Source organism: Metabacillus halosaccharovorans (genome assembly GCF_002019635.1).
GTDB lineage: Bacteria > Bacillota > Bacilli > Bacillales > Bacillaceae > Metabacillus > Metabacillus halosaccharovorans.
Window position 1 is genome coordinate 1801892 of record NZ_KV917371.1, and the last position, 23165, is coordinate 1825056.

The window sequence follows — 23165 nt, forward strand, 5'->3', positions numbered from 1 at the left end:
GGAAAATAGGTAGATGAAGATGGACCAAAGAAAAACAATTGTTTAGAAAAACTTGACTTGTCGCCAATGCCTAAGGCGGAGCCTTTCGTTTTTCTTACTACTGTCAACTCTAAATTTTGAAACTTTTTGACAGGTATAAATAAGTATGTACTGCATTTTACCATAACTGGATCACAAAAAGGTAATAATACCACTTGAGCATATTGAAAAAGCTTACAAACCTTATTGTTTATTGCTCCATTTAATTATACTTTTACTATATGTATGTATTGACTTTCTAATATCATTCCCAAAGGAATATAAATAAAACATGATTGTATAAAACAAGGCACGATCTGCTCGCGCCTTGTTCTTCTATTTTATATTATGCAACAACTTTGCTGTTTTCCACAAGAAAATCAATTGCTTTACGAACTTTTAGATCTTCTTTAAGTCCTTCAGCGTTTCCACCTAAAGCTTGTTTAATGTTTTCAATCGGCATGTTGTACATTTCAGCCATTTTTACTAATTCTGCTTCTACGTCTTCATCAGAAACTTCAATGTTTTCAGCTTTAGCAATTGCTTCTAGAGTTAAGTTATATTTTACACGCTTCTCAGCATCCTCTTTCATTTGAGCTTTTAAAGCCTCTTCGTCTTGACCAGAGAATTGGAAGTATAACTCAAGATTCATTCCTTGCATTTGTAGACGTTGTTCAAATTCTTGCATCATGCGAGAAATTTCATTGTCAATTAAAGCATTAGGAATTTCAACTTCAACACCCTCAGCAGCTTTTTCTACTAAAGTATCACGCAGATTGTTTTCTGATTCGGATTTTTTCGCTTCTTCAAGGCGTGTTCTTGTTTGAGCTTTTAATTCATCAAGAGTTTCAACCTCTTCATTAACGTCCTTAGCAAAATCATCATCTAATGCAGGAAGTTCTTTCGTTTTAATTTCATGTACTTTCACTTTGAATACTGCTGGTTTACCTGCAAGATTTTCAGCATGGTATTCTTCAGGGAATGTTACTTCCACTTCTTTTTCTGCTCCAGCTTCCAAACCAACTAGTTGCTCTTCAAACCCTGGAATGAAAGAACCTGAACCGATTTCTAATGAATAGTTTTCAGCAGCTCCGCCTTCGAATGCTTCACCGTCAACATAACCGTCAAAATCGATTACAGCCGTATCACCATTTTCAATTGTTCCTTCTTCTTTTACAACTAATTCAGCATGACGCTCTTGTAATTGTTTTAGTTCGCTTTCAACATCTTCGTCTGTTACAGTATCGTCTAATTTTTCAACTTCTAGACCTTTGTATTCACCTAATTTTACTTCAGGTTTAACAGTTACTTTTGCAGTGAAAATTAAGCTTTTGCCTTTTTCGATTTGTTCTACATCAATTTCCGGACGATCAACCGGCTCAATACCAGCTTCATCAACTGCATTTGGATATGCTGTTGGTAAAATGATGTCTAACGCGTCCTGGTATAAAGATTCTACACCAAAACGTTGTTCGAACATTCCACGTGGAATTTTACCTTTACGGAATCCAGGAATTGAAACTTGTTTTACTACTTTTTTAAATGCTTCATCAAGTGCTTGTGTGAAGTCCTCTGCAGAAACTTCAACCGTAAGAACGCCTTCGTTCCCCTCTAATTTTTCAAATTTAACTGACATATTTGCTGTCCCTCCAAAGATCTATCATGATTTGTGCGAATAAGTGATAGGTAAATTGTGGTTGCTTGTCACAGTTTAAACAATCGCCCACTATCATATACCTGTTTTTATGTACGGTAAAAGTAACCGAATACTAAACATGCTTAGGATTTCGCATAAAAAAGAAGGTCAATTTGTCCAAAATAAAATAGACCTTAATTACGATGATCACTATTTTGCAACCATTTTATTATAACATAGAATGAATTCCTTTCAACATATAGCTCATATTTGAAAATAAGAAATTTCTTCTATTTTATATATTTTTTCACAAGCTTCTTGTAATGATAACGCAGACTTAGCATAAATTTGTTCAATTTCTTCATCTTCAATAGAAATTCCATGTAGTGAATAACCTACAACATGTAAGGCTGCAGCCCATAGCTTTACATCCTCAGGCTGTGGTAAAAATGGATACATAACATATAAATGTCTGACCCATACCTCTTTTACAGCTTCAAAAAGGGTAGGATTTTCACTGCCTAATGTATCATCCAAGTAATTTAATACTTTTTTTGCAAACGGGACATCAGCTGGATCCTTTAGTTTTGCGGGTACAACATTCATCGCTTCCCCAAACTTTACTACCGTTACTTCCTTCTCTAATTCATGCTCGATCATAACATGTAAGATCATCGATTTAATCGTTGGATGTACTTCTTCTCCTTCTAAAAGGAGTCTGAGAGTGTTAATATGCTTATTTATATTTCTGTCTCTTAACGAATGCACATATCCCATTTGTTTTTGGGGATCTTGTAATAAATCTTCTACGTAAATTTCTTCATTACTTTCTTGGTCTTCTTCCTCTACTAGTAGCTCTTCACTATTTTGATTCATTCTACGACTAAATTCCAATAACTTATAAAAGTGTTCGGCACTTTCTGCAGGAAGATGGTTTTCTTCAAGAACCGCTTCAATTGTTGACTGGACTTCCTGGTATTCCCGAAGTTGAATTAAAATCGTTAAATAGATTTGTAGTACGGTAAAATAATGCCCGATATCCTCTTGAAGCATTTTTTTACAGATGTCCTTCGCCTCACTTAGTTCTCCGAGTTCCATTAAACAAATAGCCATCCCTAGATGGATTTCAGCTTTGTCTTCTTTTAATTTTTTTGCTTCTGCGAACATATCTAATGCTGCGTGAAATTTCTTTTCTTTTAAAAGAGCCATTCCTTTATCAAGATAACGTTCTTTTAAATTCGGAAATAATACAACATTGTTCTTTTTTTGTTTCATATATGGTCAACTCCAGCACCCTATCTTTGCATACAAGTGTATCAATCCAACAGGTGGAAAACAAGTTTGGGTGTCATTGAATACGACTAATATAGTATAAAAAGTGAGAGTAATAAATTTCAGCCTTTTAAAAAAGCCAAAAGAAAAAGAGCAATCATTATAAAAATGATGCTCTTCTTTCTTCAAACTGTTTAATTTTTTCATCATAATTTAAAGTTAGATCGATTTCATCTTTTCCATATAAAAGCATATCTTTCCAATAAGCGTCTACCTCAAATGATTTTGATAACCCTTGATTATCAGAAATTAATTGTTCTCCAAGATCAATCGTCAACACATAGTTGTCATCATTGGTCTTCTCACGTATCACATCTAAATCTGATTGCTCTAATGCTATAGGTAATAAACCGTTTTTAAGACAGTTCTGATGAAAGATATCTGCATAAGACGGCGCAAGAATAACTTGAAATCCATAGTCAGACAGAGCCCACGGAGCGTGCTCACGTGATGATCCGCAGCCAAAGTTTTCTCCTGCAAGTAAGATTGTCGCTCCTTTGCTTTTTTCCTGGTTTAATTCAAATTTCGGATTTTCAGATCCATCGTCTAAATATCTCCAATCAAAAAATGCAAAACGGCCATAACCTGTTTTTTCTATTCTTTTTAAGAATTGTTTAGGAATGATTTGATCTGTATCTACATTTGCTCTATTTAATACAGCTACTTTACCTGTATGTGTAGTAAAAGGTTGCATGTTGTCCCTCCTAATGTTGTACTTTTAGATGCTCATCGCATTTTTTTGAATATGACGGACATCCACAAATCGTCCATGTAAAGCTGCTGCTGCAGCCATTGCAGGGCTTACTAGATGTGTTCTAGCTCCTTTACCTTGTCTTCCTTCAAAGTTACGATTTGAAGTTGAAGCACAGCGTTCACCTTCTGGAACAACATCATTATTCATACTTAGACACATACTGCATCCTGATTCTCGCCATTCAAAGCCTGCTTCTTTAAAGATCACATCCAGACCTTCTTCTTCTGCTACTTTTTTGACTTTTTGTGAACCCGGTACAACAATGGCACTTACATTTTCCGGTACCTTTTGCCCTTTAAAGCTTTGAATAATTTCTGCAGCTTGTCTTAGGTCTGTTAAGCGTGAGTTTGTACAAGATCCTATAAAGACGTGATCGATAGTAATATCTTCAATCTTAGTATTTGGTTGTAATCCCATATAGCTGAAAGCACGGTTTGCTTCATCAAGTTCTTCAGCATTTTGGAAATCATTTAAATCAGGAGTTTTCTCATCAACACCTACTGACATGCCTGGATTTGTTCCCCAAGTAACCATTGGTGCAATTTCTTCACCTTTTACCGTTATAACTTGATCAAACTCGGCACCTTCATCTGTTCTTAACGTTTTCCAGTATTCTACTGCACGATCAAACTCTTCCCCTTTAGGCGCATACTTTCTACCTTTAATGTAAGAGAAAGTTATTTCATCAGGTGCAATAAGACCAGCTCTGGCTCCTGCCTCAATTGACATATTACAGATCGTCATTCTTTCATCCATTGAAAGACTTTCAATGACTTCACCTGTATATTCAATAATATAGCCAGTACCAAAGCGAACACCATATTTACCTATTACAGCAAGAATTACATCCTTTGCTGTTACTCCCTTTTGAAGCTTACCAGGCACATGAATATTTAACGTTTTAGGACGCTGTCTCCATAATGTTTGAGTTGCTAATACATGTTCAACCTCGCTGGTTCCAATCCCAAAAGCAATCGCACCAAATGCACCATGAGTTGAAGTGTGGCTGTCTCCACAAACAATTGTTTTTCCAGGTAGTGTTAGCCCTAGTTCCGGCCCAATTACGTGAACAATTCCTTGATCTTCACTTTGCAGGTCAGCTAACCGGATACCGAATTCCTGACAGTTTCTTTCCAAAGCACTAATTTGGTTTTTCGCTACCTCATCATTGATTACAAAACGATTGACAGTTGGGACATTATGATCCATTGTTGCAAATGTTCGGTCGGGTCTTCTTACTTTACGATTTTTCTCTCGTAATCCTTCAAAAGCCTGTGGTGATGTTACTTCATGAATTAAGTGTAGGTCGATATATAAAAGATCCGGCTTTCCCTGTTCTTGTTGGACGATATGTTCGTCATAGATCTTTTCTATGATCGTTCTTGGCTTCATGGTCATAAACCTCCTTTAATAGATGGAAAATGAGGGGCTGACAATAATAATTGTCATACCCCTCAGGTCCTGATGCAATATGATGAATACCTGCACCTGGATTTTATAATCGGTAAACTCACTTAGAGTAAGCCTCCATAATATTAATAATTGCATGGTCATCGGATATTGCATTTTTTATTTCTTCAGCCATTTGCGTTGTTGAAATAGCTTTTTCGCCATTTACAAGATCAGCTGTACGTGCACCTGAATTTAAGACGTTATCAACAGCTTTTTCAATCGCCTTTGCTTCTTCTTCCATTCCAAAAGATTGGCGAAGCATCATGGCTGCTGAAAGAATTGTTGCAATTGGGTTTGCTTGATTCTTACCAGCTATATCTGGCGCTGAACCGTGAATTGGTTCATATAAATGCAAACCTGTTGAAGATAGACTGGCAGATGATAGCATTCCTAGGGAACCTGTAATCATCGATGCTTCATCACTTAAAATATCCCCAAACATATTTTCCGTCACAATGACATCAAATTGTCGAGGCGAGCGTATAAGCTGCATTGCCGCATTATCAACTAGCATATGCTCTAACGTTACTTCAGGGTATCTTGCAGCTACTTCTTCTGCTACTTCACGCCAAACTCTACTTGACTCCAGAACATTTGCTTTATCAACAGATGTCACATGCTTACGGCGTTTCCCGGCGACCTCAAATGCTGTAACAAGTATTCTCTCGATTTCCTTTCTCTTATAGAACAAGGTATCGACAACTGCATCTTCACCATCTTTTACCACACGCTCACTTGGCTTACCGAAATATAAGCCGCCTGTTAGTTCTCGTACGATAACAAAATCCACTCCATTAACATACTCCCTCTTCAAAGGGGAAGAATCTAACAAACTCTCAAATGTTGTAATCGGGCGTAAGTTAGCAAATAAGTCTAATTCCTTACGCAATGCTAGTAGACCACGCTCCGGTCGAAGTTCAACTGGATTTTGATCCCATTTCGGTCCTCCAACAGCCCCTAAAATGATGGCATCAGATTGTTTACAAATTTCAATTGTTTCTTGTGGCAGTGGATTGCCTTTTTGATCAATGGCCGTACCACCTATCAAACCATAGTTAAATTGGAATTGATGATTGAAATGTTCAGCGACAGCTTTTAATATTTCGACAGTTACATCAACTACTTCTTTACCAATTCCATCACCTGGTAATAATGCAATTGTTTTTTTCATGTTCTATCCCCCTTCACTCTAAGTTCCTTAATTTTGTAGACCTGTTTTTAAATTTCAGTACATGTTGCACTGCTGCTACATCAACTTTAACGTAACAGGAACAGCTGCTTCATTATGATCTAATCAGAGTTTTTCTAGTAATTTAGCAATCTCCAGCTTTTTCACAAAATAAAATACGAACCTGGAGATTGCTCACAATAACAGAGATTTATATCAAACAGATTAGTTTTTTACACTCACTGCTTCTTTTTGTTTTTGTTTAGATTTTACAAACGGCATCATTGCGCGTAATTTTTTACCTACAACTTCGATTTGGTGCTCATTTTCATTGTTATTAATTGCATTAAATTGTGGACGGTTTGCTTGGTTTTCAAGGATCCATTCTTTTGCGAATTTACCAGTTTGGATGTCTTTAAGAACTTCTTTCATCGCTTCTTTAGAGCTACTGTCTACAACGCGTGGTCCTGAAACGAAGTCACCCCATTGTGCTGTATCAGAGATTGAATATCTCATACCCGCCATACCATCTTCATACATTAAGTCTACGATTAATTTTAATTCGTGTAAGCACTCAAAGTATGCTACTTCCGGTTGGTAACCTGCTTCTACTAATGTTTCAAATCCAGCTTTTACAAGTGAAGTTAATCCTCCACAAAGTACTGCTTGCTCACCGAATAGATCTGTTTCTGTTTCTTCTTTAAATGTTGTTTCTAATACACCAGCACGTGCAGATCCAACACCTTTTGCATAAGCTAATGCTTTATCTTTCGCTTGACCTGTTACGTCTTGATAAATAGCGAATAATGCAGGTACACCAGCACCTTCTTCGTATGTTCTTCTTACCAAGTGACCTGGTCCTTTTGGAGCAACTAAGAATACATCAACATCTGCAGGTGGTACGATTTGGCTGAAATGTACGTTAAAGCCGTGTGCGAATACTAAAGAGTTTCCAGCTTCTAAACCTGCTTTGATTTCTTCTTCGTAAACTTTTGCTTGTTGCTCATCTGGAAGTAATACCATTACTAAATCACCAAGCTCTGCAGCTTCAGCAACAGATACAACATGATGTCCATCTTCTACAGCTTTATTGAAAGATCCACCTTGACGAACCCCAACTACTACGTCAACTCCGCTTTCTTTTAGGTTAAGTGCATGTGCATGACCTTGTGAACCATATCCAATGATTGCTACCTTTTTCCCTTGTAATGCTGCTTCGTTTACGTCACCGTTATAATATACTTTTGTCATTTTATACTCTCTCCTTCAAATCTTTTTTTAGAATAAAATTAGGTTTCTTGCTATATATGAATCTTTTAAACCTGGCTTAATCAGGCAAGATTGCAAACAAATTAAACAATTGAGATAGGAACTTCTTTTGATGCTCTTTGCGTTCCACGCGTAAATGCAGTAGTACCGGTACGAGCGATTTCTTTAATGCCATATGGTTTTAATAAATCGATAAGTACTTCAATTTTCTCAGGCTCACCAGTAACCTGCACAACAACACTTTCTCGACTTACATCAATAACTGTTGCTCTAAATGGCTGAATAAGTCCTTGAATTTCCATTCTTGTTGCTGGTGTTGACATTACTTTTATTAATGCCAGTTCTCTGGATACAATGGAGTGTGAAGTAATATCTGTTACTTTAAGAACATCTATTTGTTTATTTAATTGCTTCGTGATTTGTTCAACTTCTTTTTCCTCTTGGACATTTACAACAACTGTCATTCTTGAAACACCTTCTGTTTCAGCATGACCTACTGTAATACTTTCAATATTGTAATGTCTTTTTGTAAACAACCCTGTAATTCTATTTAAAACCCCGGTTTGGTTCAAAACCGTTAATGAGAGGATTCTTTTCATAGTTTGACACCTACCATTTCATGTAACCCTTTGCCTGTAGCAACCATTGGATACACGTTCTCATCCTTACATACATGAATATCAAGTAATACTGGTTCGTCTGATAAAATTGCAGCTTTTAATTTTTCTTCCCAACCATCTTCTTTTACAATTCGAACCCCAGTCATGCCATAAGCTTCTGATAATTTTACGAAATCAGGTTGTGAAACAAACTTAGAATGAGAATATCTTTCTTCATAGAATAGCTCTTGCCATTGTCTAACCATTCCAAGAGCACCATTATTTAATATCACAACTTTTATTGGTAAGTTTAATTCATGTATAACTGATAATTCCTGAAGAGTCATCTGGAATCCACCGTCACCAATAACAGCAATTACAGTGGAGTTACGGTCTGCAAGTTGAGCTCCAATCGCTGATGGTAAACCGAAGCCCATTGTTCCAAGGCCACCTGATGTTACCCATCTATTTGGATTATTAAAATTGTAATATTGTGCTGCCCACATTTGATGCTGACCAACATCCGTCGTTACAATTGCTTCGCCATTCGTCCATTTGTGGATAAGCTCTAAAATGTTCTGAGGCTTTAACTCTGAATCACTTTCTTTATAGACAAGTGGAAATTCTTTCTTATTTGAAGCCAACTGTTCATTCCACTCTTTGTTATCACCTTGTTTACCATCTTGTTTTAATAATTGTTGAAGAACTAATTTAGCATCTCCCACAATTGGAATCTGGGTTGGAACATTTTTACCGATTTCAGCCGGGTCAATATCGATATGAGCAATGATTGCCTTTTTCGCAAAATGTTGAAGATTTCCTGTTACACGATCATCAAATCTGGCACCAACACTGATCAATAAATCACAGTCATAAATGGCCATGTTTGCTGTGTACGTTCCATGCATTCCCGCCATCCCTAAAAACAATGGATGATCAGATGGGAATCCACCTAAACCAAGTAAAGTATTTGCGATAGGAATTTGCTGTTGTTCTGCATATTGTCTTAATTCCTCATGGCCGTTTGCATGTAATACACCTGCACCAGCCAAAATAACAGGTTTTTTTGCTCGACTTACAGCCTCGACCAATTTACGGATTTGAAGGTAATTTGGCTCATTAGTAGGTTGATATCCTGGAAGATTTACTTCCATATCATATGAGAAATTCCCTTCAATTGTAGCGATATCTTTAGGGATATCGATTAATACCGGGCCTGGTCTTCCCGTAGTGGCAATATGAAACGCCTCTTTAACAATTCTTGGAAGATCATTCACTTCACGAACCTGGTAATTATGTTTTGTAATTGGAGTAGTAATTCCTAAAATATCAGCTTCCTGGAAAGCATCAGATCCAATCACAGAAGATGCCACCTGCCCTGTAAAAACAACTAATGGTAGTGAATCTATCATCGCATCTGCTAATCCGGTGACTAGATTTGTAGCACCTGGTCCAGATGTAGCAATCACTACTCCCGGTCTTCCCGAAACTCGTGCATAGCCTTCAGCAGCATGAATTCCGCCTTGCTCATGGCGAGTTAAAACATGGAATAAACCTGAATCATATAAGCTATCATAGATTGGTAATACAGCACCACCTGGATAACCAAAAATAACTTCAACCTTTTCCTGCTTTAAAGCTTCCACAAGCATTTGTGACCCTGACATTGTGTTTGTACATTTGGCAGTTGAGCTGTTCAACTGTACATTTGTACTCATTTTCTTTCCTCCCTTTCCTGGCATATTAGCCTCTTGTATTTTTTACAAAAATTCAATTAATTCAGCATATAAAAAACCTTCCCACCCCTCATAAGACTCCACATAAATTGTGTGCCAAAGGGGCGAAAAGGTTAATAAACTTTTTCGCGGTACCACCCTTCTTCATGGTCATTATAGACCACCTTACGAACAGATCATCTGTTCACTTTGATAACGAGTACCGAAGAATGGGACTCGGCTAACCCTACTAAATTTCAGGTTAACACTCAGAGGCGAGTTCATCTTTGGTAATATCACCGGCTTCCAGCTACCCCGGTTCTCTGTAGATACTTTTCCAAAAACTACTTTTCCTCTTCACCGTTTTACTATATGCAAATAATTAGCTTACATGAAGATTTTCAGGTATATTTTCAACCTTGATACCTTCTTCAACAACTTTCTTACGAAAAGCTACTAGAAGCTTTTTCGTTTCTTCTCCAGGAACACCTTGACCAATCGTGCGTCCATCTACTTTAACAACAGCAATAACTTCTGCCGCTGTACCAGTTAGGAAAACCTCGTCAGCTGTATACACATCGTGACGGGTAAATGGCTCTTCACGCACTTCATAGCCCAATTCAGAAGCTATATCAATAATGGCATTTCGTGTAATTCCTTCTAGAGCACCTATATATCCAGGGGGAGTTAATAGCTTCCCATTTTTTAAGATAAAGACATTGTCGGCAGAACCTTCTGCAACATAGCCCTGGTCGTTTAACATTAATGCTTCACTCACGTTGGCCAAATGTGCTTCGATTTTTACCAATACATTGTTTAAATAATTTAGAGATTTTACTTTTGGACTTAATACATCCGGTCTATTTCTTCTCGTTGCCACCGTCACAATTTCAATACCAGTTTCATACAAATGCTTAGGGAATATTGATAGTGGTTCGACAATTATAACTGTATTTGCCCGTTTACAATTATAAGGATCTAATCCTAGGTCACCAGTTCCTCTTGAGACAACTAATCGAATGTACGCATCGCTCAAACCGTTCTTTTTGACAGTTTCAACAACTAATCCAGTTAGTTCCTCTTGTGAGTATGGTATGGTTAGCATAATCGATTTTGCCGATTGATAAAGCCGATCCATATGCTCTTTCATTCTGAAGATATTTCCACTGTAAACTCGAATACCTTCGAATACTCCATCACCGTATAAAAACCCGTGATCATAAACTGAAATTTTCGCATCTTCTTTCTTTACAAAATTGTCATTAAGAAAGATCCACTGGTCACCCATAAGAGCACGCCTTTCATTAAAAAGTTCAAAAATTAAACCACTGAACATTATATTTGTAAAGGAAATTATGAAAGGAATTTTGAATTTTCTATACTTTTTAAAATGTTCGTGTAACTTTTATTTGAACTTATATTACGCTCAATAAATCCAAGTGTCAACAGTGTTTCACGAATTATTTGATAATTTAGATTACTTCATTTCGTTGTATCCGCTTACATCGTTGGTATAATTGGAAAGGCTATTTTCAAAAAAAATTGTGAATTTTTTAAAAATCCGCATATGTGTAGATCTTTTTATGGAGAAACTTTCAGGGGAACTATTTAAAGTGGAAAATTTGGTTTTTAATATTTAAGAACATCTTACAACTCTTTTTATTTAAGTGAAACAAAAGTGTAAGATAATCTAACATATTTTTTTGTTGTGACTCATGCTAAAGAAAACAAAAAACCTTCCATCAAATGATGAAAGGTTGTATGTATAATATGAATGGCGTCCCAGGAGAGATTCGAACTCCCGACCGACGGCTTAGAAGGCCGTTGCTCTATCCAGCTGAGCTACTGGGACATTGTATTATAGCTGCACATTAGTGGCAGCGACATTTATTATTATATTTCTCGGTATGATAAAAGTCAATAGATTTTTAAGATTTTTTATGAAGAGGGAGAAACATCTCCCTCACTCTATTGAAAATTCTTTAGTAAGCTCATTTACAATATGACCATTTACTTCAAAAAACGTAACATTAACAAGGTTATCCTTCATTTCCAGTATAGCATATGTCTTCTGTCTGCGCAGCACTGGAAGACGAATGCTGCCGGGGTTTATCAGTACTACACCATCAATTAACTCAGCACCTGCAATATGTGAATGTCCGTAACAGGCAATTTTAGCATTTGTTTCGATTGCCCGGTATTTCAGATTCATGAGAGACATCTTTACATTATATAAATGCCCATGAGTCATATATAAAGTAGTTCCATGTAAATCTTCAATAATTTCATTTGGTAAACTTGAACCAAAATCACAATTCCCTTTAACACCTATAAACCCACTTAACTCTTCACAATCATAAGGTAACTCTGAATCACCACAATGCAACATCAAGTCCACTTCATCTTGATGCCTATTTTTAATGTCTATAATTTCTGAGGTCAATCCATGACTGTCACTCATTATTAAAATCTTCATGCTTAACTTCGCTCCGTTATAAATTCATTTCATTAATTCTTTTATTTTTCTTAACGCATCTGCCCTATGACTAATCTTGTTTTTTTCTTCTTTTGTTAATTCAGCCATTGTTTTACCTGTGCTATCTATACAAAAAATCGGATCATAGCCAAATCCACCTTGACCTTTTCTTTCTTTCGCAATATATCCCTCACATGTTCCAACAACTGTTTTAGTTTTTAGTCCCGGTACTGATAGAGCTAATGCACAAACAAATCTTGCCTTTCGCTGATTCATTTCTACATTCTCAAGCTTCTTGAGGACAGCATCTATATTTGCTTGATCATCTTTCTTAGGACCTGCATATCTTGCAGAGTAGACTCCCGGCTCACCATTTAAGTAATCAATTTCTAATCCGGAATCATCGGCAATGGTTATTAGCTGATATTGCTTAGAAATAGCTTCAGCTTTTAGAATACTATTTTCTTCAAATGTCTGACCTGTTTCTTCAACATCAATTGAATCTGGAAAATCCAATAATGATTGAACCTGATATCCAAGTGGAGCAAGCATAGCTTGAAATTCTTTAACTTTGCCTTGGTTTTTTGTTGCGATGATTATATTTTTCACTTTGACATAACCTGCTTCTTCTCATTTTCTTCGATAAGCAATGAAATGTCTCCCAGTACTTCCTTCTGATGTTCAATAAGTGATTTGATTCCTTTTTCAGCTAGGTCTAACATGCTGTTTAGTTCATTTCGAGTGAATGTTGCTTCCTCACCCGTTCCTTGAACCTCTACAAGTTGACCTGAAGATGTCATGATTATATTCATATCTACTAATGCATTTGAATCTTCTATGTAATTTAGGTCTAAAATTTCACCAGCTTGAGAATCTACTCCCACGGACACTGCTGCAAGAAAACCTGTAATTGGCAGTGATTTGATTTTCCCTGCTTTCACAAGTTTTTCTAGTGCGATAACCATTGCCACATATGCACCTGTTATTGAAGCTGTTCTTGTTCCTCCATCTGCCTGAATCACATCACAGTCGACCCAAATCGTTCTCTCTCCAAGCTCATTTAAATTTACAACGGCTCTTAGTGATCTTCCGATTAAACGTTGGATTTCCATTGTACGACCTGTAATTTTCCCTTTTGACGATTCTCTTATCGTCCGTTGTTCTGTCGCTCTTGGTAACATCGAATACTCGGCCGTAATCCAGCCCTTTCCTTCACCTCTCATAAACGGTGGTACACGATCTTCGACACTTGCATTACAAATAACCTTTGTATTCCCAACAGTGATTAATACAGAACCTTCAGGATGAATGACAAAGTCCTTTATAATGTCAACTTTCCTTAATTGATCTGCTTTACGTTCATCATGTCTCATTTTCTTTCCCTCCAATGAAACTTTTGTAAACAAGAAATAAGAGGTAGCCTTGTTAAAAGCATACCTCTCTATACCCTTTATATAGTATATCAAAAACATATGATTAAAAACTACCCGTATTCACTTTGGCCGGTCTGGTTACAGGTTCTGTTAGTTTTTCCCCATTTTCATTAATTAACTCTGCCTTTCCATTAACAGTCACGGCTACACTCTCAATACCTTCTTGTTCAGTTAATGTTAGGACTAAAGTATTTAATACGTCAGAAGAAATAATCTTTTGTTCTTCATCAAAGCTGCCAAAGATGGATTCATTAAAATCAAGTGTCACTTTTCCATCTTCATATTTCGGAGCACTTAGCAATTCTACACCGTCTTGGAAATCACTCATTAATCCTAATGAAGGAGAAGGACCTTCAGTTAGTTCATTCACAGCAGAGACAATTGGATCTGCCTCTTCATTGCTTATACGTTTTGTTACAGGAACATAATACTGTTGACCATCTGACTCCGCCATATAGTATACAGTTAAAGGCTTAGTATTTGTTATATCTACAACATCAGTCGAGTCGTGATTAATACCATCTTCTCTACTTACGCCATCCTGAATTGGTGTACTGTTAACAGGCATTTCTTTCTGTTCATGTCCGTTCACCCAAATTTTCACTTTTTCTACATTATCAAATTGTGTTAACGTCCACGTAATAGCTTGAAGGATTTTAGCTTCGTCTTCTTTTTTGTAGTTATTAAATTCTTTAGAAAAATCTGCTACAGCTGTCCCATCTTTTATATTCACACCCAGAACTTGCGTATCAGCAGGTAATACCGCTTTGAATCCATTAGGCAGCATATTAGAAACCGGCCCTCCCTCTACCAAATACTCTAGTGATTGTTTTGCAACACTATCAGTTTTGGGAAGGTTCATTGAATAAGGAACAACAAAACCACTCTTATCAATTAAATAAAGTTGACTTGTAATCGTTTCCTCAGCTTGATCAGATTTTACATTTTCAGTTTCTACTTTGGCCCCTTCTTCTGTAATCGTAACATCTTGTGGTGGATCAATTTCCTTTGTTGCTTCTTCCGCATTGAACAATCCACAACCAGATAGGAGCAATGATGAGGCAAGTACAGTAACTGCAATCTGTTTGTTGTATTTAGACATTTCAATCCCTCCAAAGGCAGTTTGTACTACTATGTATACGAGCTATTCTTTATTTTAGACCGACTTTTTGTACAAACTTATTTTTTACTTTTGGTGAGAAGAACAAAAGCGCAAGCGCCTTGATCAGCCTAGGGCAAATAAGACGATTTAGAATAGAAGGCGTTCTTTGCCTTCAATTCCAAATTGGCTTATGACCTCGAGGGGCTAGGCGCTGGAGCTAGACACGTACACTAAATACAAAACTTTATGCTTTCTTACCTGTAAATAAAAAACACAGTTACTCACTCGCACTGTGTTTTTCGATTCTTTTCAATTCATATTATCTAACGTAATGGACTCAACATGTTGAATCGGATGTTCAAACAATTTTGAAGCTATTTTTTCAAACAACTGCTTTGGACCTGTTGTTAGAAATTTGTGCTGTTTTTCGCCTGATGATTGGTTAAGGGTTTTATTAAAGGATAAAATTGTACTTACCTCACGAGCCGTTTCATCTCCGGAACAAATTATTTTCACAGCTTGTCCCATAAACTCTTCAATTTGGTTTTGAAGAATAGGATAGTGTGTGCAACCTAAAATTAATGTATCAATTTTACTGCCCTTAAAAGGTGCCAGAGACTCCTCCACGATCGCTTTTGCTTCTTCCCCTTCATATTCCCCGCTTTCTACTAACGGGACAAATTTCGGACAAGCTAGACTTTCTATAGTAAGGCAATTATTTAATGTTTTAAGTGCTGTTTCATAAGCAGAGCTTTTAATTGTGTTAAACGTGCCAATAACGCCAATATAATCATTTTTTGTAACCTTTACAGCTGTTCTGGCACCAGGGAAGACAACACCAATAACAGGGATATCTACAGTATCTTGAATTTCCTGCAAAGCAATGGCTGTCGCTGTATTACATGCAATTACAAGCATTTTAATATGATGATTTTCAAGTAAGTATTTTGTCATTTCCCATGTGAACTTTCGGACTTCTTCAGCCGGACGTGGTCCATAGGGACAGCGTGCTGTATCACCTAAGTAGATGATTTCTTCTTTTGGTAATTGTCTCATGATTTCCTTTGCAACAGTAAGTCCGCCTACTCCGGAATCAATGACACCAATCGGTCTTTTCAATTCATCGCCTCATTCTTAACTCATTTCTTGTTGTAGTTTTATCAATGATTTCTCTAGAGCATGCAATTCATCTTGATCGAAGTTTATAATCATATCATTCAGATAATGTTGCCTTTTTTGTATGACTTCTTCAATTATACGTTCACCTTCATCTAACAAGTGAATTCTCACCACTCTTCGATCTTGGGGGTCTTTTACTCTTATCACAAGCTTATTTTTCTCCATACGGTCAATTAAGTCTGTTGTGGTACTGCATGCTAAAAACATCTTAGTAGAAAGTTCTCCAATTGTTAAGTCACCATTTTCCCACAACCATTGTAAGGCAACAAACTGTGGAGGTGTTATATGATAATCATTTAAAATGTCCCGACCCTTTTGTTTAATAATTCCTGATATATGACGAAGCGCCTTTTCAAGATCAGCTACTGTTTTTTTTCGATCATTTGCTTGATTTATGCTGCTCAATCTTTCACCCTCGCTTATATTATTCTTGTATGCATCATTTTTTGTGCACCTTTATATCAATTTTATTTTCCATGTTTTTTTCTTAAATTGCAAGTTAGAGATTTTTCTAGAAATTGAAGACAAAATAATAACCGGCTTCCTTTGTAAAAAGGAGAGCCGGTATTGGTTAGAGCTCGAGTTCACCCATTCGAAGGAGCTCAACAACCGCTTGAGAGCGTCCCTTAACACCAAGCTTTTGCATCGCATTTGAGATATGATTTCGAACTGTTTTTTCACTAATAAAGAGCTCACTAGCAATCTCTTTGGTTGTTTTATCTTGAACTAACAATTCAAAAACTTCTCTCTCTCTTTTCGTGAGTAGTGGCTTTGATTGAAACTCTTTCTCTTTCAAGTATTGTAACCCTCCTTGCTAAGGTGAGAGCTGGTCTAACGGATGGGTATATATTTAGTCAACATATACTATGTGAAACCGCGGAGCACTGTGACACAATTCATACGGAAAAGATGATTGACTACGTCCATTTTATGTAGTCATGTTCTATGCACCACTTAGCATTTCTTTTTCTCTCTCTGTCCATGGAACACTTTTACCTGTATGCTTGTTTATTTGTACAATTGCTCCTCTGCCTGCAAAAAGACTCTCTCCCAGTTCGTTTATTCCTAAATAATGTAGATCAACGGATGATGTTCCAACTCGGTTAATTTTTACATTTAACGTGATCTTTTCATCAAAATAGGTTTGATGTAAGTATTCACATTGGAGATCTGCTACAACAGGAATAGTTTCTCCTTTGGGATCTAACCATTTTTGCATCAATCCATTGTTTTTAAAAAATTCTATCCTTCCTTCTTCAAAGTATGTAAAAGGAGCCGTATTGTTCATATGTCCAAACATATCTGTTTCAGAAAATCTAATTTTTATTTGATGGGAAAAGGAAAAACTGTTTTTATATTCGTCATTAAAATTTTCAATGAAAGAAACATTTTTCAATTTACTCATCCTTTCAATTTGTGATTACTAGTGATTATTGTTGCTATGTAAAAAAGTGCTTGTGTGGTTGATTACCGCTCCAGGATTTTCGCTAATCAACCTAATCAGTTTTGTTAAAAGAAACTTTATTAAACATTATTAATTGAGAAAAGCTTTTGAAAAGGTGCTTTTACAAAAAAGAGACTAACTATTAGATAGTCAGTCTCTTACAATCAATTTCTTATACTTGATCACTACCAAAGAAATTACGGAAGGATTGGATTGCAGTATCTCTGTTTAGTGCTGCAATTGATGTTGTTAAAGGAATACCCTTTGGACAAGATTGAACACAGTTTTGTGAGTTACCACAGTTCGCTAAACCACCATCTCCCATAATCGCCTCAAGTCGCTCAGAACGATTCATTTCACCAGTTGGGTGTGCATTAAATAGTCGTACTTGTGATAATGGAGCAGGTCCAATAAAGTTTGATTTACTATTAACGTTAGGGCAAGCTTCCAAGCATACACCACAAGTCATACATTTCGATAACTCATAAGCCCATTGACGCTTTTTCTCCGGCATACGTGGTCCAGGCCCTAAATCATACGTGCCATCAACAGGGATCCATGCTTTAACTTTCTTTAATGAGTCAAACATACGTTTTCGATCAACTTGCAAATCTCGAACCACCGGGAATGTACGCATCGGCTCAAGGCGAATCGGTTGTTCAAGCTGGTCAACTAATGCTGTACAAGATTGACGAGGCTTACCATTAATCACCATTGAACATGCTCCACATACTTCCTCTAAACAGTTCATATCCCAGTTGATTGGTGTTGATTGCTTACCATCAGCATTTACAGGATTTCGTCTGATTTCCATTAAAGCCGAAATAACGTTCATGTTAGGACGATAAGGAATTTCAAATTTTTCCTGATAAGGGGCTGCTTCAGGTGATTCTTGTCGCGTAATAATAAATTGAACTACTTTATTCTCGCTCATTTAGTTCTCCCCCTTTTTACTTTTTGAATAGTCGCGTTTTCTTGGTTTGATTAATGAAACATCAACATCATCATAGCGGAATTCAGGTGCAGTACGATCACCTGTATGTTTAGCCATCGTTGTTTTTAAGAATTCCTCATCATTACGATCTGGGAATTCCGGCTTATAATGCGCTCCGCGACTTTCATTACGGTTATAGGCACCAAGTGTCACAACACGAGATAATTGAAGCATATTTTTTAATTGACGTGTGAATGCCGCCCCTTGGTTACTCCACTTGGCAGTATCATTAATATTAATGTTATCAAATCTTTCGATAAGCTCTTGAATCTTTTCATCTGTTTTTAGAAGTTTATCATTATGTCTAACTACCGTAACGTTATCTGTCATCCATTCACCTAATTCCTTATGAAGGATATAAGCATTTTCGTTACCATCTAAGCTCATAATATTGTTCCACTTATCTTCTTCCTGCTTTACATGTCCTTCAAACAGTGTAGAAGATAAATCATCTGCACTCTTTTCTAAGCCATTAATATATTTAACAGCGTTAGGTCCGGCAACCATGCCACCGTAAATAGCTGATAACAGTGAGTTAGCACCTAAACGGTTTGCTCCGTGCATAGAATAATCACATTCACCTGCGGCAAAGAGACCTGGAATATTTGTCATTTGATCATAATCAACCCACAGTCCACCCATTGAATAATGAACAGCCGGGAAGATTTTCATTGGAACTTTACGTGGATCGTCACCCATGAATTTTTCATAGATTTCAATAATACCGCCAAGTTTGATATCAAGTTCCTTTGGATCTTTATGAGATAAATCTAGGTATACCATGTTCTCACCGTTAATACCTAGCTTTTGCTCAACACAAACATCAAAAATTTCACGTGTTGCAATATCACGAGGAACAAGGTTACCGTATGCCGGATATTTCTCTTCAAGGAAATACCACGGTTTTCCATCTTTATATGTCCAAACTCGTCCACCTTCTCCACGAGCAGATTCACTCATTAAACGCAGTTTATCGTCCCCTGGTATGGCGGTTGGATGGATTTGAATGAACTCACCATTCGCATAATAAACACCCTGTTGATAGACAATAGATGCAGCTGATCCTGTATTGATAACTGAGTTAGTAGATTTACCAAAAATGATTCCAGGTCCGCCAGTAGCCATAATCACAGCATCTGAGCGGAATGATTCAATTTGCATCGAAGTAAGATTTTGTGCTGTAATACCACGGCAAACTTGATCATCATCAATTACCGCACCTAAAAATTCCCATCCTTCGTACTTTGTTACAAGACCAGCAACCTCGTAACGTCTTACCTGCTCATCCAATGCATAAAGCAATTGTTGGCCGGTAGTAGCACCAGCAAATGCTGTCCGGTGATGCTGTGTACCGCCAAATCTTCTAAAGTCCAACAATCCTTCAGGCGTTCTGTTAAACATTACACCCATTCGGTCCAATAAGTGAATGATGGCAGGTGCCGCCTCTGTCATCGCTTTAACAGGTGGTTGGTTCGCTAAAAAATCTCCACCATAAACTGTATCATCAAAATGTTCCCACGGTGAATCTCCCTCACCTTTTGTATTAACTGCACCATTAATTCCACCTTGTGCACACACTGAGTGTGACCGTTTAACAGGAACTAATGAAAAAAGATCTACTTGAACGCCGGCTTCAGCAGCTTTAATTGTAGCCATTAAACCTGCTAATCCGCCCCCAACAACGATGATTTTATTCTTACTCATAAAGCCCACTCCCTTTAATAGCTATTACTGGATTAGACGAATGCAAATATTGCTCGAACACCTACATATGAAAGCGCTAAAAAGATCGCAAGCGTAACATATGTAGAAATGACTTGTGAGCGAGGAGTAACGGTAATCCCCCAACTTACTGCGAAAGACCATAAACCGTTAGCAAAGTGGAATACTGTTGAAATAACACCCACTAAATAGAACACAAGCATAAATGGACTACTTAAAATCGAAGCCATCATATCATAATTCACTTCTGCCCCAAGTGCAGCAGCAATCCTTGTTTCCCAAACATGCCAGGCGATAAAGATAAACGTTATAATCCCTGTCACACGCTGCAGCATAAACAACCAATTTCGAAGATATCCGTAATTACTTACATTGTTCTTTGCTGTAAATGCAATATAAACTCCGTAAATAGCATGGTATAAAATTGGAAGGAAAATGATGACGATCTCTAACACATACCTAAATGGCAACATCTCCATAAAATGTGCAGCTTTGTTAAAAGCCTCTGCACCTCTTGTGGCAAAATGATTGACAATAAGATGTTGAATCAAAAAGATTCCTACCGGAATGACTCCTAGTAATGAGTGCAGTCTACGATTAATAAACTCTCGGTTTCCAGCCATAAAAACTTACCCCCTAGTATCAATAATGCGCTCACTTTTGTAATAAACTCTTATTCTTACCTAATTAATCCTTTCCTAATAAAATTTACTATTCTACATAATGGTCAACTATTAAGATCAGTAAAAATTACTAGTATGAAGCTGACAGTCTATGAAATTATCTGTCTGATTAATCTAGATAATTGTAACAAGTACATTTTACTCCCTTAAAGAAAGAGCGTCAAGAAAACGCGTTCATAAATTAAAATTTTTCGACAACTGTTTTCCTTCACATTTTATTTTATCAATATACATTAAATTTTGATAACCAACTTTCGTAGCTTATTTTTAAAAATTAAGGATTATGTATAGAACATTTGAACGATTGTTTCAAATTTTGCTTAATATTACATGTGTTTAACTGTTGTGTTGATATATAATATTAATGAGAAAGAGGGGAATACCGTGAATAAACAATCAGCTCTACTAAATACCGATGAATTAGAACATATCCAAATGCCGGCTTTTGGATTCGAATTATTACGGGAAGTGTTAATTCCAGATTTGCTTGGTCAAGACTTTCCTCAGATGCTTTATTGGGCTGGAAAAGGCTTGGCAAGAAAATACCCGGTCACTTCACTTGATGAACTAGCCAATTTTTTTGCAGCAGCCGGTTGGGGAGACCTGGTCTTACTTCATAAAAAGAAAAATGAAATGGAATTTGAATTAAGCGGCGAGCTTATTTCAAACCGTTTTAAAAAAGTAAATGAATGTACGTTTCAATTAGAAGCAGGTTTTATTGCGGAACAACTGCAAATGATGAACAATCAAATTACCGAAACATATGAGCAAGTGAAAAAACGGGCGAATAAAGTTATATTTACAGTAAAATGGGACCATAAAGATGTTCTGGAAGAAGTTCCACTTGGAAAAAGAAGTAAAAGATAGTGATAAGGGGGAACATCTCCCTTATCACTTTTTAAAAATTATACCCTTGCAGTTGTTTTTGATAATTCAAACGCTGTGTGAAGAATATCAACTGCCGATACCATGTGCTGCTGAGAGATGACAGTTGACACTTTTATTTCAGATGTACTTACCATCTTTACTTCTATATTTTCTTTAGCTAATACATCAAACATTTCTGCTGCAACTCCCGGATTTGAAACCATACCGGATCCAACAATTGAAACCTTTGCTAGACCACTTTCCGATTCGATTCGTTCAAATTGAAGCTCATTCTTATGTTGTTCTAAAACTTGCAGGGTATCCTCTAAATCACTTGTTTTAACTGAAAATGATATTGTTGTTTTGTTATCACTTGTTGTGTTTTGAATAATAATATCAACATTTACATTATTTTTAGCTAATGTCGTAAAGATTGTGGACAATGTCGTCAATTCATTCGGTAATCCGATTACCGATACTCTCGTCACTTGATCTTCAAACGCAATTCCTCTAACAATTAAATTTTGTTCCATTTCTGTTTCCTCCTCGATCATTGTCCCACGTTCATTTTCCATACTTGATCTTACCTCTAGGGGCACGTTATAATTCTTTGCGAATTCAACTGCCCGCGGGTGTAAAACCCCAGCTCCCAAATTGGCCAGCTCTAACATTTCGTCATAGGAAATAGCTTCTAGTTTTCTGGCACCTTTTACAAAACGGGGGTCAGTTGTGTACACACCTGTTACATCTGTATAGATATCGCACTTATCCGCACCCAAAGCAGCAGCAAGGGCAACAGCTGTAGTGTCAGATCCTCCTCTTCCTAAAGTAGTAATTTGGTTATCAATAGATAGACCCTGGAACCCTGCAACTACAACAATTTTACCTTTTCCTAACTCACTTCTTAGCTGATCGGTTTTAATATTGGTAATTCTGGCATTTCCATGTGCTGATTCTGTTTCAATACCTGCCTGCCACCCTGTAAAAGAAATGGCATCATATCCCTTTTCAATTAAAGCCATGGACAACAACGATATGGTCACTTGTTCCCCTGTGGTTAAAAGCATATCCATTTCCCGCTTACTTGGCTTTGAAGTTAATTGTGCTGCAAGTCTTACTAACTCATCTGTAGATTTTCCCATTGCTGAAACGACAACTACGACATCATTTCCAGCTTCTTTTTCCTGAATTACTCTGTTGGCAACATTTAAAATTCTTTCAACAGAGCCAACAGAAGTACCGCCAAATTTTTGTACGATAATACCCAATGAAATCTCACCTTTCAGTTGTTTTTCTATGATCGTTTATTATCTGTTTTAATA

At 36.9% G+C, this 23165-nt stretch carries 22 protein-coding genes, 1 tRNA gene and 1 other annotated feature; of the genes, 1 reads left to right on the plus strand and 22 read right to left on the minus strand.

Features of this window, described 5'->3' with window-relative positions; all coding sequences use genetic code 11:
* Positions 1-364: 364 nt before the first annotated feature.
* From tig to BK577_RS08445, 21 genes are all read right to left on the minus strand, one after another.
* Positions 365-1654: a trigger factor gene (tig, locus tag BK577_RS08345; protein WP_078432480.1), complete on the minus strand. Its 1290-nt coding sequence runs from the start codon at positions 1652-1654 to the stop codon at positions 365-367.
* 264 nt (positions 1655-1918) lie between these two features.
* Positions 1919-2929 carry a tetratricopeptide repeat protein gene (locus BK577_RS08350; RefSeq protein ID WP_078432481.1) on the minus strand — a complete coding sequence of 337 codons (1011 nt, stop codon included), beginning with the start codon at positions 2927-2929 and terminating at the stop codon, positions 1919-1921.
* A 157-nt stretch (positions 2930-3086) separates the two neighbouring features.
* Positions 3087-3680 carry a 3-isopropylmalate dehydratase small subunit gene (leuD, locus tag BK577_RS08355; RefSeq protein ID WP_078432482.1) on the minus strand — a complete coding sequence of 198 codons (594 nt, stop codon included), beginning with the start codon at positions 3678-3680 and terminating at the stop codon, positions 3087-3089.
* 24 nt (positions 3681-3704) lie between these two features.
* Positions 3705-5132, minus strand: a complete 1428-nt coding sequence (gene leuC, locus BK577_RS08360) for a 3-isopropylmalate dehydratase large subunit (RefSeq protein WP_078432483.1) — start codon at positions 5130-5132, stop codon at positions 3705-3707.
* A 118-nt stretch (positions 5133-5250) separates the two neighbouring features.
* Positions 5251-6363, minus strand: a complete 1113-nt coding sequence (gene leuB / locus BK577_RS08365; protein ID WP_078432484.1) for a 3-isopropylmalate dehydrogenase — start codon at positions 6361-6363, stop codon at positions 5251-5253.
* A gap of 222 nt (positions 6364-6585) precedes the next feature.
* Positions 6586-7611, minus strand: coding sequence for a ketol-acid reductoisomerase (gene ilvC / locus BK577_RS08370; RefSeq protein WP_078432485.1), 1026 nt, complete (start codon positions 7609-7611; stop codon positions 6586-6588).
* A gap of 101 nt (positions 7612-7712) precedes the next feature.
* Entirely contained in the window at positions 7713-8228 is a 516-nt protein-coding gene (ilvN, locus tag BK577_RS08375; RefSeq protein ID WP_026561718.1) for an acetolactate synthase small subunit, read from the minus strand.
* Entirely contained in the window at positions 8225-9946 is a 1722-nt protein-coding gene (ilvB, locus tag BK577_RS08380) for an acetolactate synthase large subunit (protein ID WP_078433504.1), read from the minus strand. Before ilvB ends, ilvN begins: the two co-directional genes overlap by 4 nt.
* Before the next feature lie 115 nt (positions 9947-10061).
* Positions 10062-10313: a binding site (T-box leader), on the minus strand.
* 12 nt (positions 10314-10325) lie between these two features.
* The gene (gene ilvE / locus BK577_RS08385) at positions 10326-11231 is read right to left on the minus strand and encodes a branched-chain-amino-acid transaminase (protein ID WP_078432486.1); all 906 of its coding nucleotides are present in this window, start codon (positions 11229-11231) and stop codon (positions 10326-10328) included.
* Positions 11232-11718: 487 nt separating this feature from the next.
* A tRNA-Arg gene (locus BK577_RS08390) sits at positions 11719-11795 on the minus strand.
* 111 nt (positions 11796-11906) lie between these two features.
* Positions 11907-12419: a metallophosphoesterase family protein gene (locus tag BK577_RS08395; RefSeq protein ID WP_078432487.1), complete on the minus strand. Its 513-nt coding sequence runs from the start codon at positions 12417-12419 to the stop codon at positions 11907-11909.
* Between the two features lie 24 nt (positions 12420-12443).
* Positions 12444-13028: an XTP/dITP diphosphatase gene (locus BK577_RS08400; RefSeq protein ID WP_078432488.1), complete on the minus strand. Its 585-nt coding sequence runs from the start codon at positions 13026-13028 to the stop codon at positions 12444-12446.
* Positions 13025-13792 (minus strand): ribonuclease PH, encoded by a 768-nt coding sequence (gene rph / locus BK577_RS08405; protein ID WP_078432489.1) that lies wholly within the window; start codon positions 13790-13792, stop codon positions 13025-13027. The genes BK577_RS08400 and rph overlap by 4 nt, the downstream gene beginning before the upstream one ends.
* A 103-nt stretch (positions 13793-13895) precedes the next feature.
* Positions 13896-14954, minus strand: a complete 1059-nt coding sequence (locus BK577_RS08410) for a GerMN domain-containing protein (RefSeq protein WP_078432490.1) — start codon at positions 14952-14954, stop codon at positions 13896-13898.
* A gap of 309 nt (positions 14955-15263) precedes the next feature.
* A complete protein-coding gene (gene racE, locus BK577_RS08415; RefSeq protein ID WP_078432491.1) occupies positions 15264-16073 on the minus strand; it encodes a glutamate racemase in 810 nt (269 codons plus the stop codon).
* A gap of 15 nt (positions 16074-16088) precedes the next feature.
* A complete protein-coding gene (locus tag BK577_RS08420) occupies positions 16089-16529 on the minus strand; it encodes a MarR family winged helix-turn-helix transcriptional regulator (RefSeq protein ID WP_078433505.1) in 441 nt (146 codons plus the stop codon).
* Between the two features lie 175 nt (positions 16530-16704).
* Positions 16705-16929, minus strand: a complete 225-nt coding sequence (gerE, locus tag BK577_RS08425; RefSeq protein WP_003184172.1) for a spore germination transcription factor GerE — start codon at positions 16927-16929, stop codon at positions 16705-16707.
* Between the two features lie 147 nt (positions 16930-17076).
* On the minus strand, positions 17077-17529 hold the full coding sequence (locus tag BK577_RS08430) for an acyl-CoA thioesterase (RefSeq protein WP_078432492.1): 453 nt from the start codon (positions 17527-17529) through the stop codon (positions 17077-17079).
* A gap of 220 nt (positions 17530-17749) precedes the next feature.
* Complete coding sequence (gene sdhB / locus BK577_RS08435; protein WP_026561708.1) at positions 17750-18511, minus strand: succinate dehydrogenase iron-sulfur subunit; 762 nt, start codon at positions 18509-18511, stop codon at positions 17750-17752.
* Positions 18512-20275, minus strand: coding sequence for a succinate dehydrogenase flavoprotein subunit (sdhA, locus tag BK577_RS08440; protein WP_078432493.1), 1764 nt, complete (start codon positions 20273-20275; stop codon positions 18512-18514).
* Positions 20276-20307: 32 nt separating this feature from the next.
* On the minus strand, positions 20308-20916 hold the full coding sequence (locus BK577_RS08445) for a succinate dehydrogenase cytochrome b558 subunit (RefSeq protein ID WP_026561706.1): 609 nt from the start codon (positions 20914-20916) through the stop codon (positions 20308-20310).
* 495 nt (positions 20917-21411) lie between these two features.
* Here BK577_RS08445 and BK577_RS08450 point away from each other — a divergent pair, with 495 nt between their 5' ends.
* The gene (locus tag BK577_RS08450; protein WP_245823495.1) at positions 21412-21843 is read left to right on the plus strand and encodes a YslB family protein; all 432 of its coding nucleotides are present in this window, start codon (positions 21412-21414) and stop codon (positions 21841-21843) included.
* A gap of 38 nt (positions 21844-21881) precedes the next feature.
* Here the strand turns inward: BK577_RS08450 and BK577_RS08455 are convergent, their stop codons facing one another.
* Positions 21882-23111, minus strand: coding sequence for an aspartate kinase (locus BK577_RS08455; RefSeq protein ID WP_078432495.1), 1230 nt, complete (start codon positions 23109-23111; stop codon positions 21882-21884).
* Positions 23112-23165: the final 54 nt, after the last annotated feature.

Excerpts from the sequence above, each read along its gene's own strand:
- ilvN (WP_026561718.1), bottom strand. The coding sequence starts at position 8,228 with ATGAAAAGAATCCTCTCATTAACGGTTTTGAACCAAACCGGGGTTTTA.
- ilvE (WP_078432486.1), bottom strand. The coding sequence starts at position 11,231 with ATGGGTGACCAGTGGATCTTTCTTAATGACAATTTTGTAAAGAAAGAA.
- leuC (WP_078432483.1), bottom strand. The coding sequence starts at position 5,132 with ATGAAGCCAAGAACGATCATAGAAAAGATCTATGACGAACATATCGTC.
- BK577_RS08445 (WP_026561706.1), bottom strand. The coding sequence starts at position 20,916 with ATGGCTGGAAACCGAGAGTTTATTAATCGTAGACTGCACTCATTACTA.
- sdhA (WP_078432493.1), bottom strand. The coding sequence starts at position 20,275 with ATGAGTAAGAATAAAATCATCGTTGTTGGGGGCGGATTAGCAGGTTTA.
- BK577_RS08395 (WP_078432487.1), bottom strand. The coding sequence starts at position 12,419 with ATGAAGATTTTAATAATGAGTGACAGTCATGGATTGACCTCAGAAATT.
- tig (WP_078432480.1), bottom strand. The coding sequence starts at position 1,654 with ATGTCAGTTAAATTTGAAAAATTAGAGGGGAACGAAGGCGTTCTTACG.
- leuB (WP_078432484.1), bottom strand. The coding sequence starts at position 6,363 with ATGAAAAAAACAATTGCATTATTACCAGGTGATGGAATTGGTAAAGAA.
- BK577_RS08350 (WP_078432481.1), bottom strand. The coding sequence starts at position 2,929 with ATGAAACAAAAAAAGAACAATGTTGTATTATTTCCGAATTTAAAAGAA.
- ilvC (WP_078432485.1), bottom strand. The coding sequence starts at position 7,611 with ATGACAAAAGTATATTATAACGGTGACGTAAACGAAGCAGCATTACAA.
- BK577_RS08450 (WP_245823495.1), top strand. The coding sequence starts at position 21,412 with ATGCCGGCTTTTGGATTCGAATTATTACGGGAAGTGTTAATTCCAGAT.
- sdhB (WP_026561708.1), bottom strand. The coding sequence starts at position 18,511 with ATGAGCGAGAATAAAGTAGTTCAATTTATTATTACGCGACAAGAATCA.
- ilvB (WP_078433504.1), bottom strand. The coding sequence starts at position 9,946 with ATGAGTACAAATGTACAGTTGAACAGCTCAACTGCCAAATGTACAAAC.
- BK577_RS08410 (WP_078432490.1), bottom strand. The coding sequence starts at position 14,954 with ATGTCTAAATACAACAAACAGATTGCAGTTACTGTACTTGCCTCATCA.
- rph (WP_078432489.1), bottom strand. The coding sequence starts at position 13,792 with ATGAGACATGATGAACGTAAAGCAGATCAATTAAGGAAAGTTGACATT.
- leuD (WP_078432482.1), bottom strand. The coding sequence starts at position 3,680 with ATGCAACCTTTTACTACACATACAGGTAAAGTAGCTGTATTAAATAGA.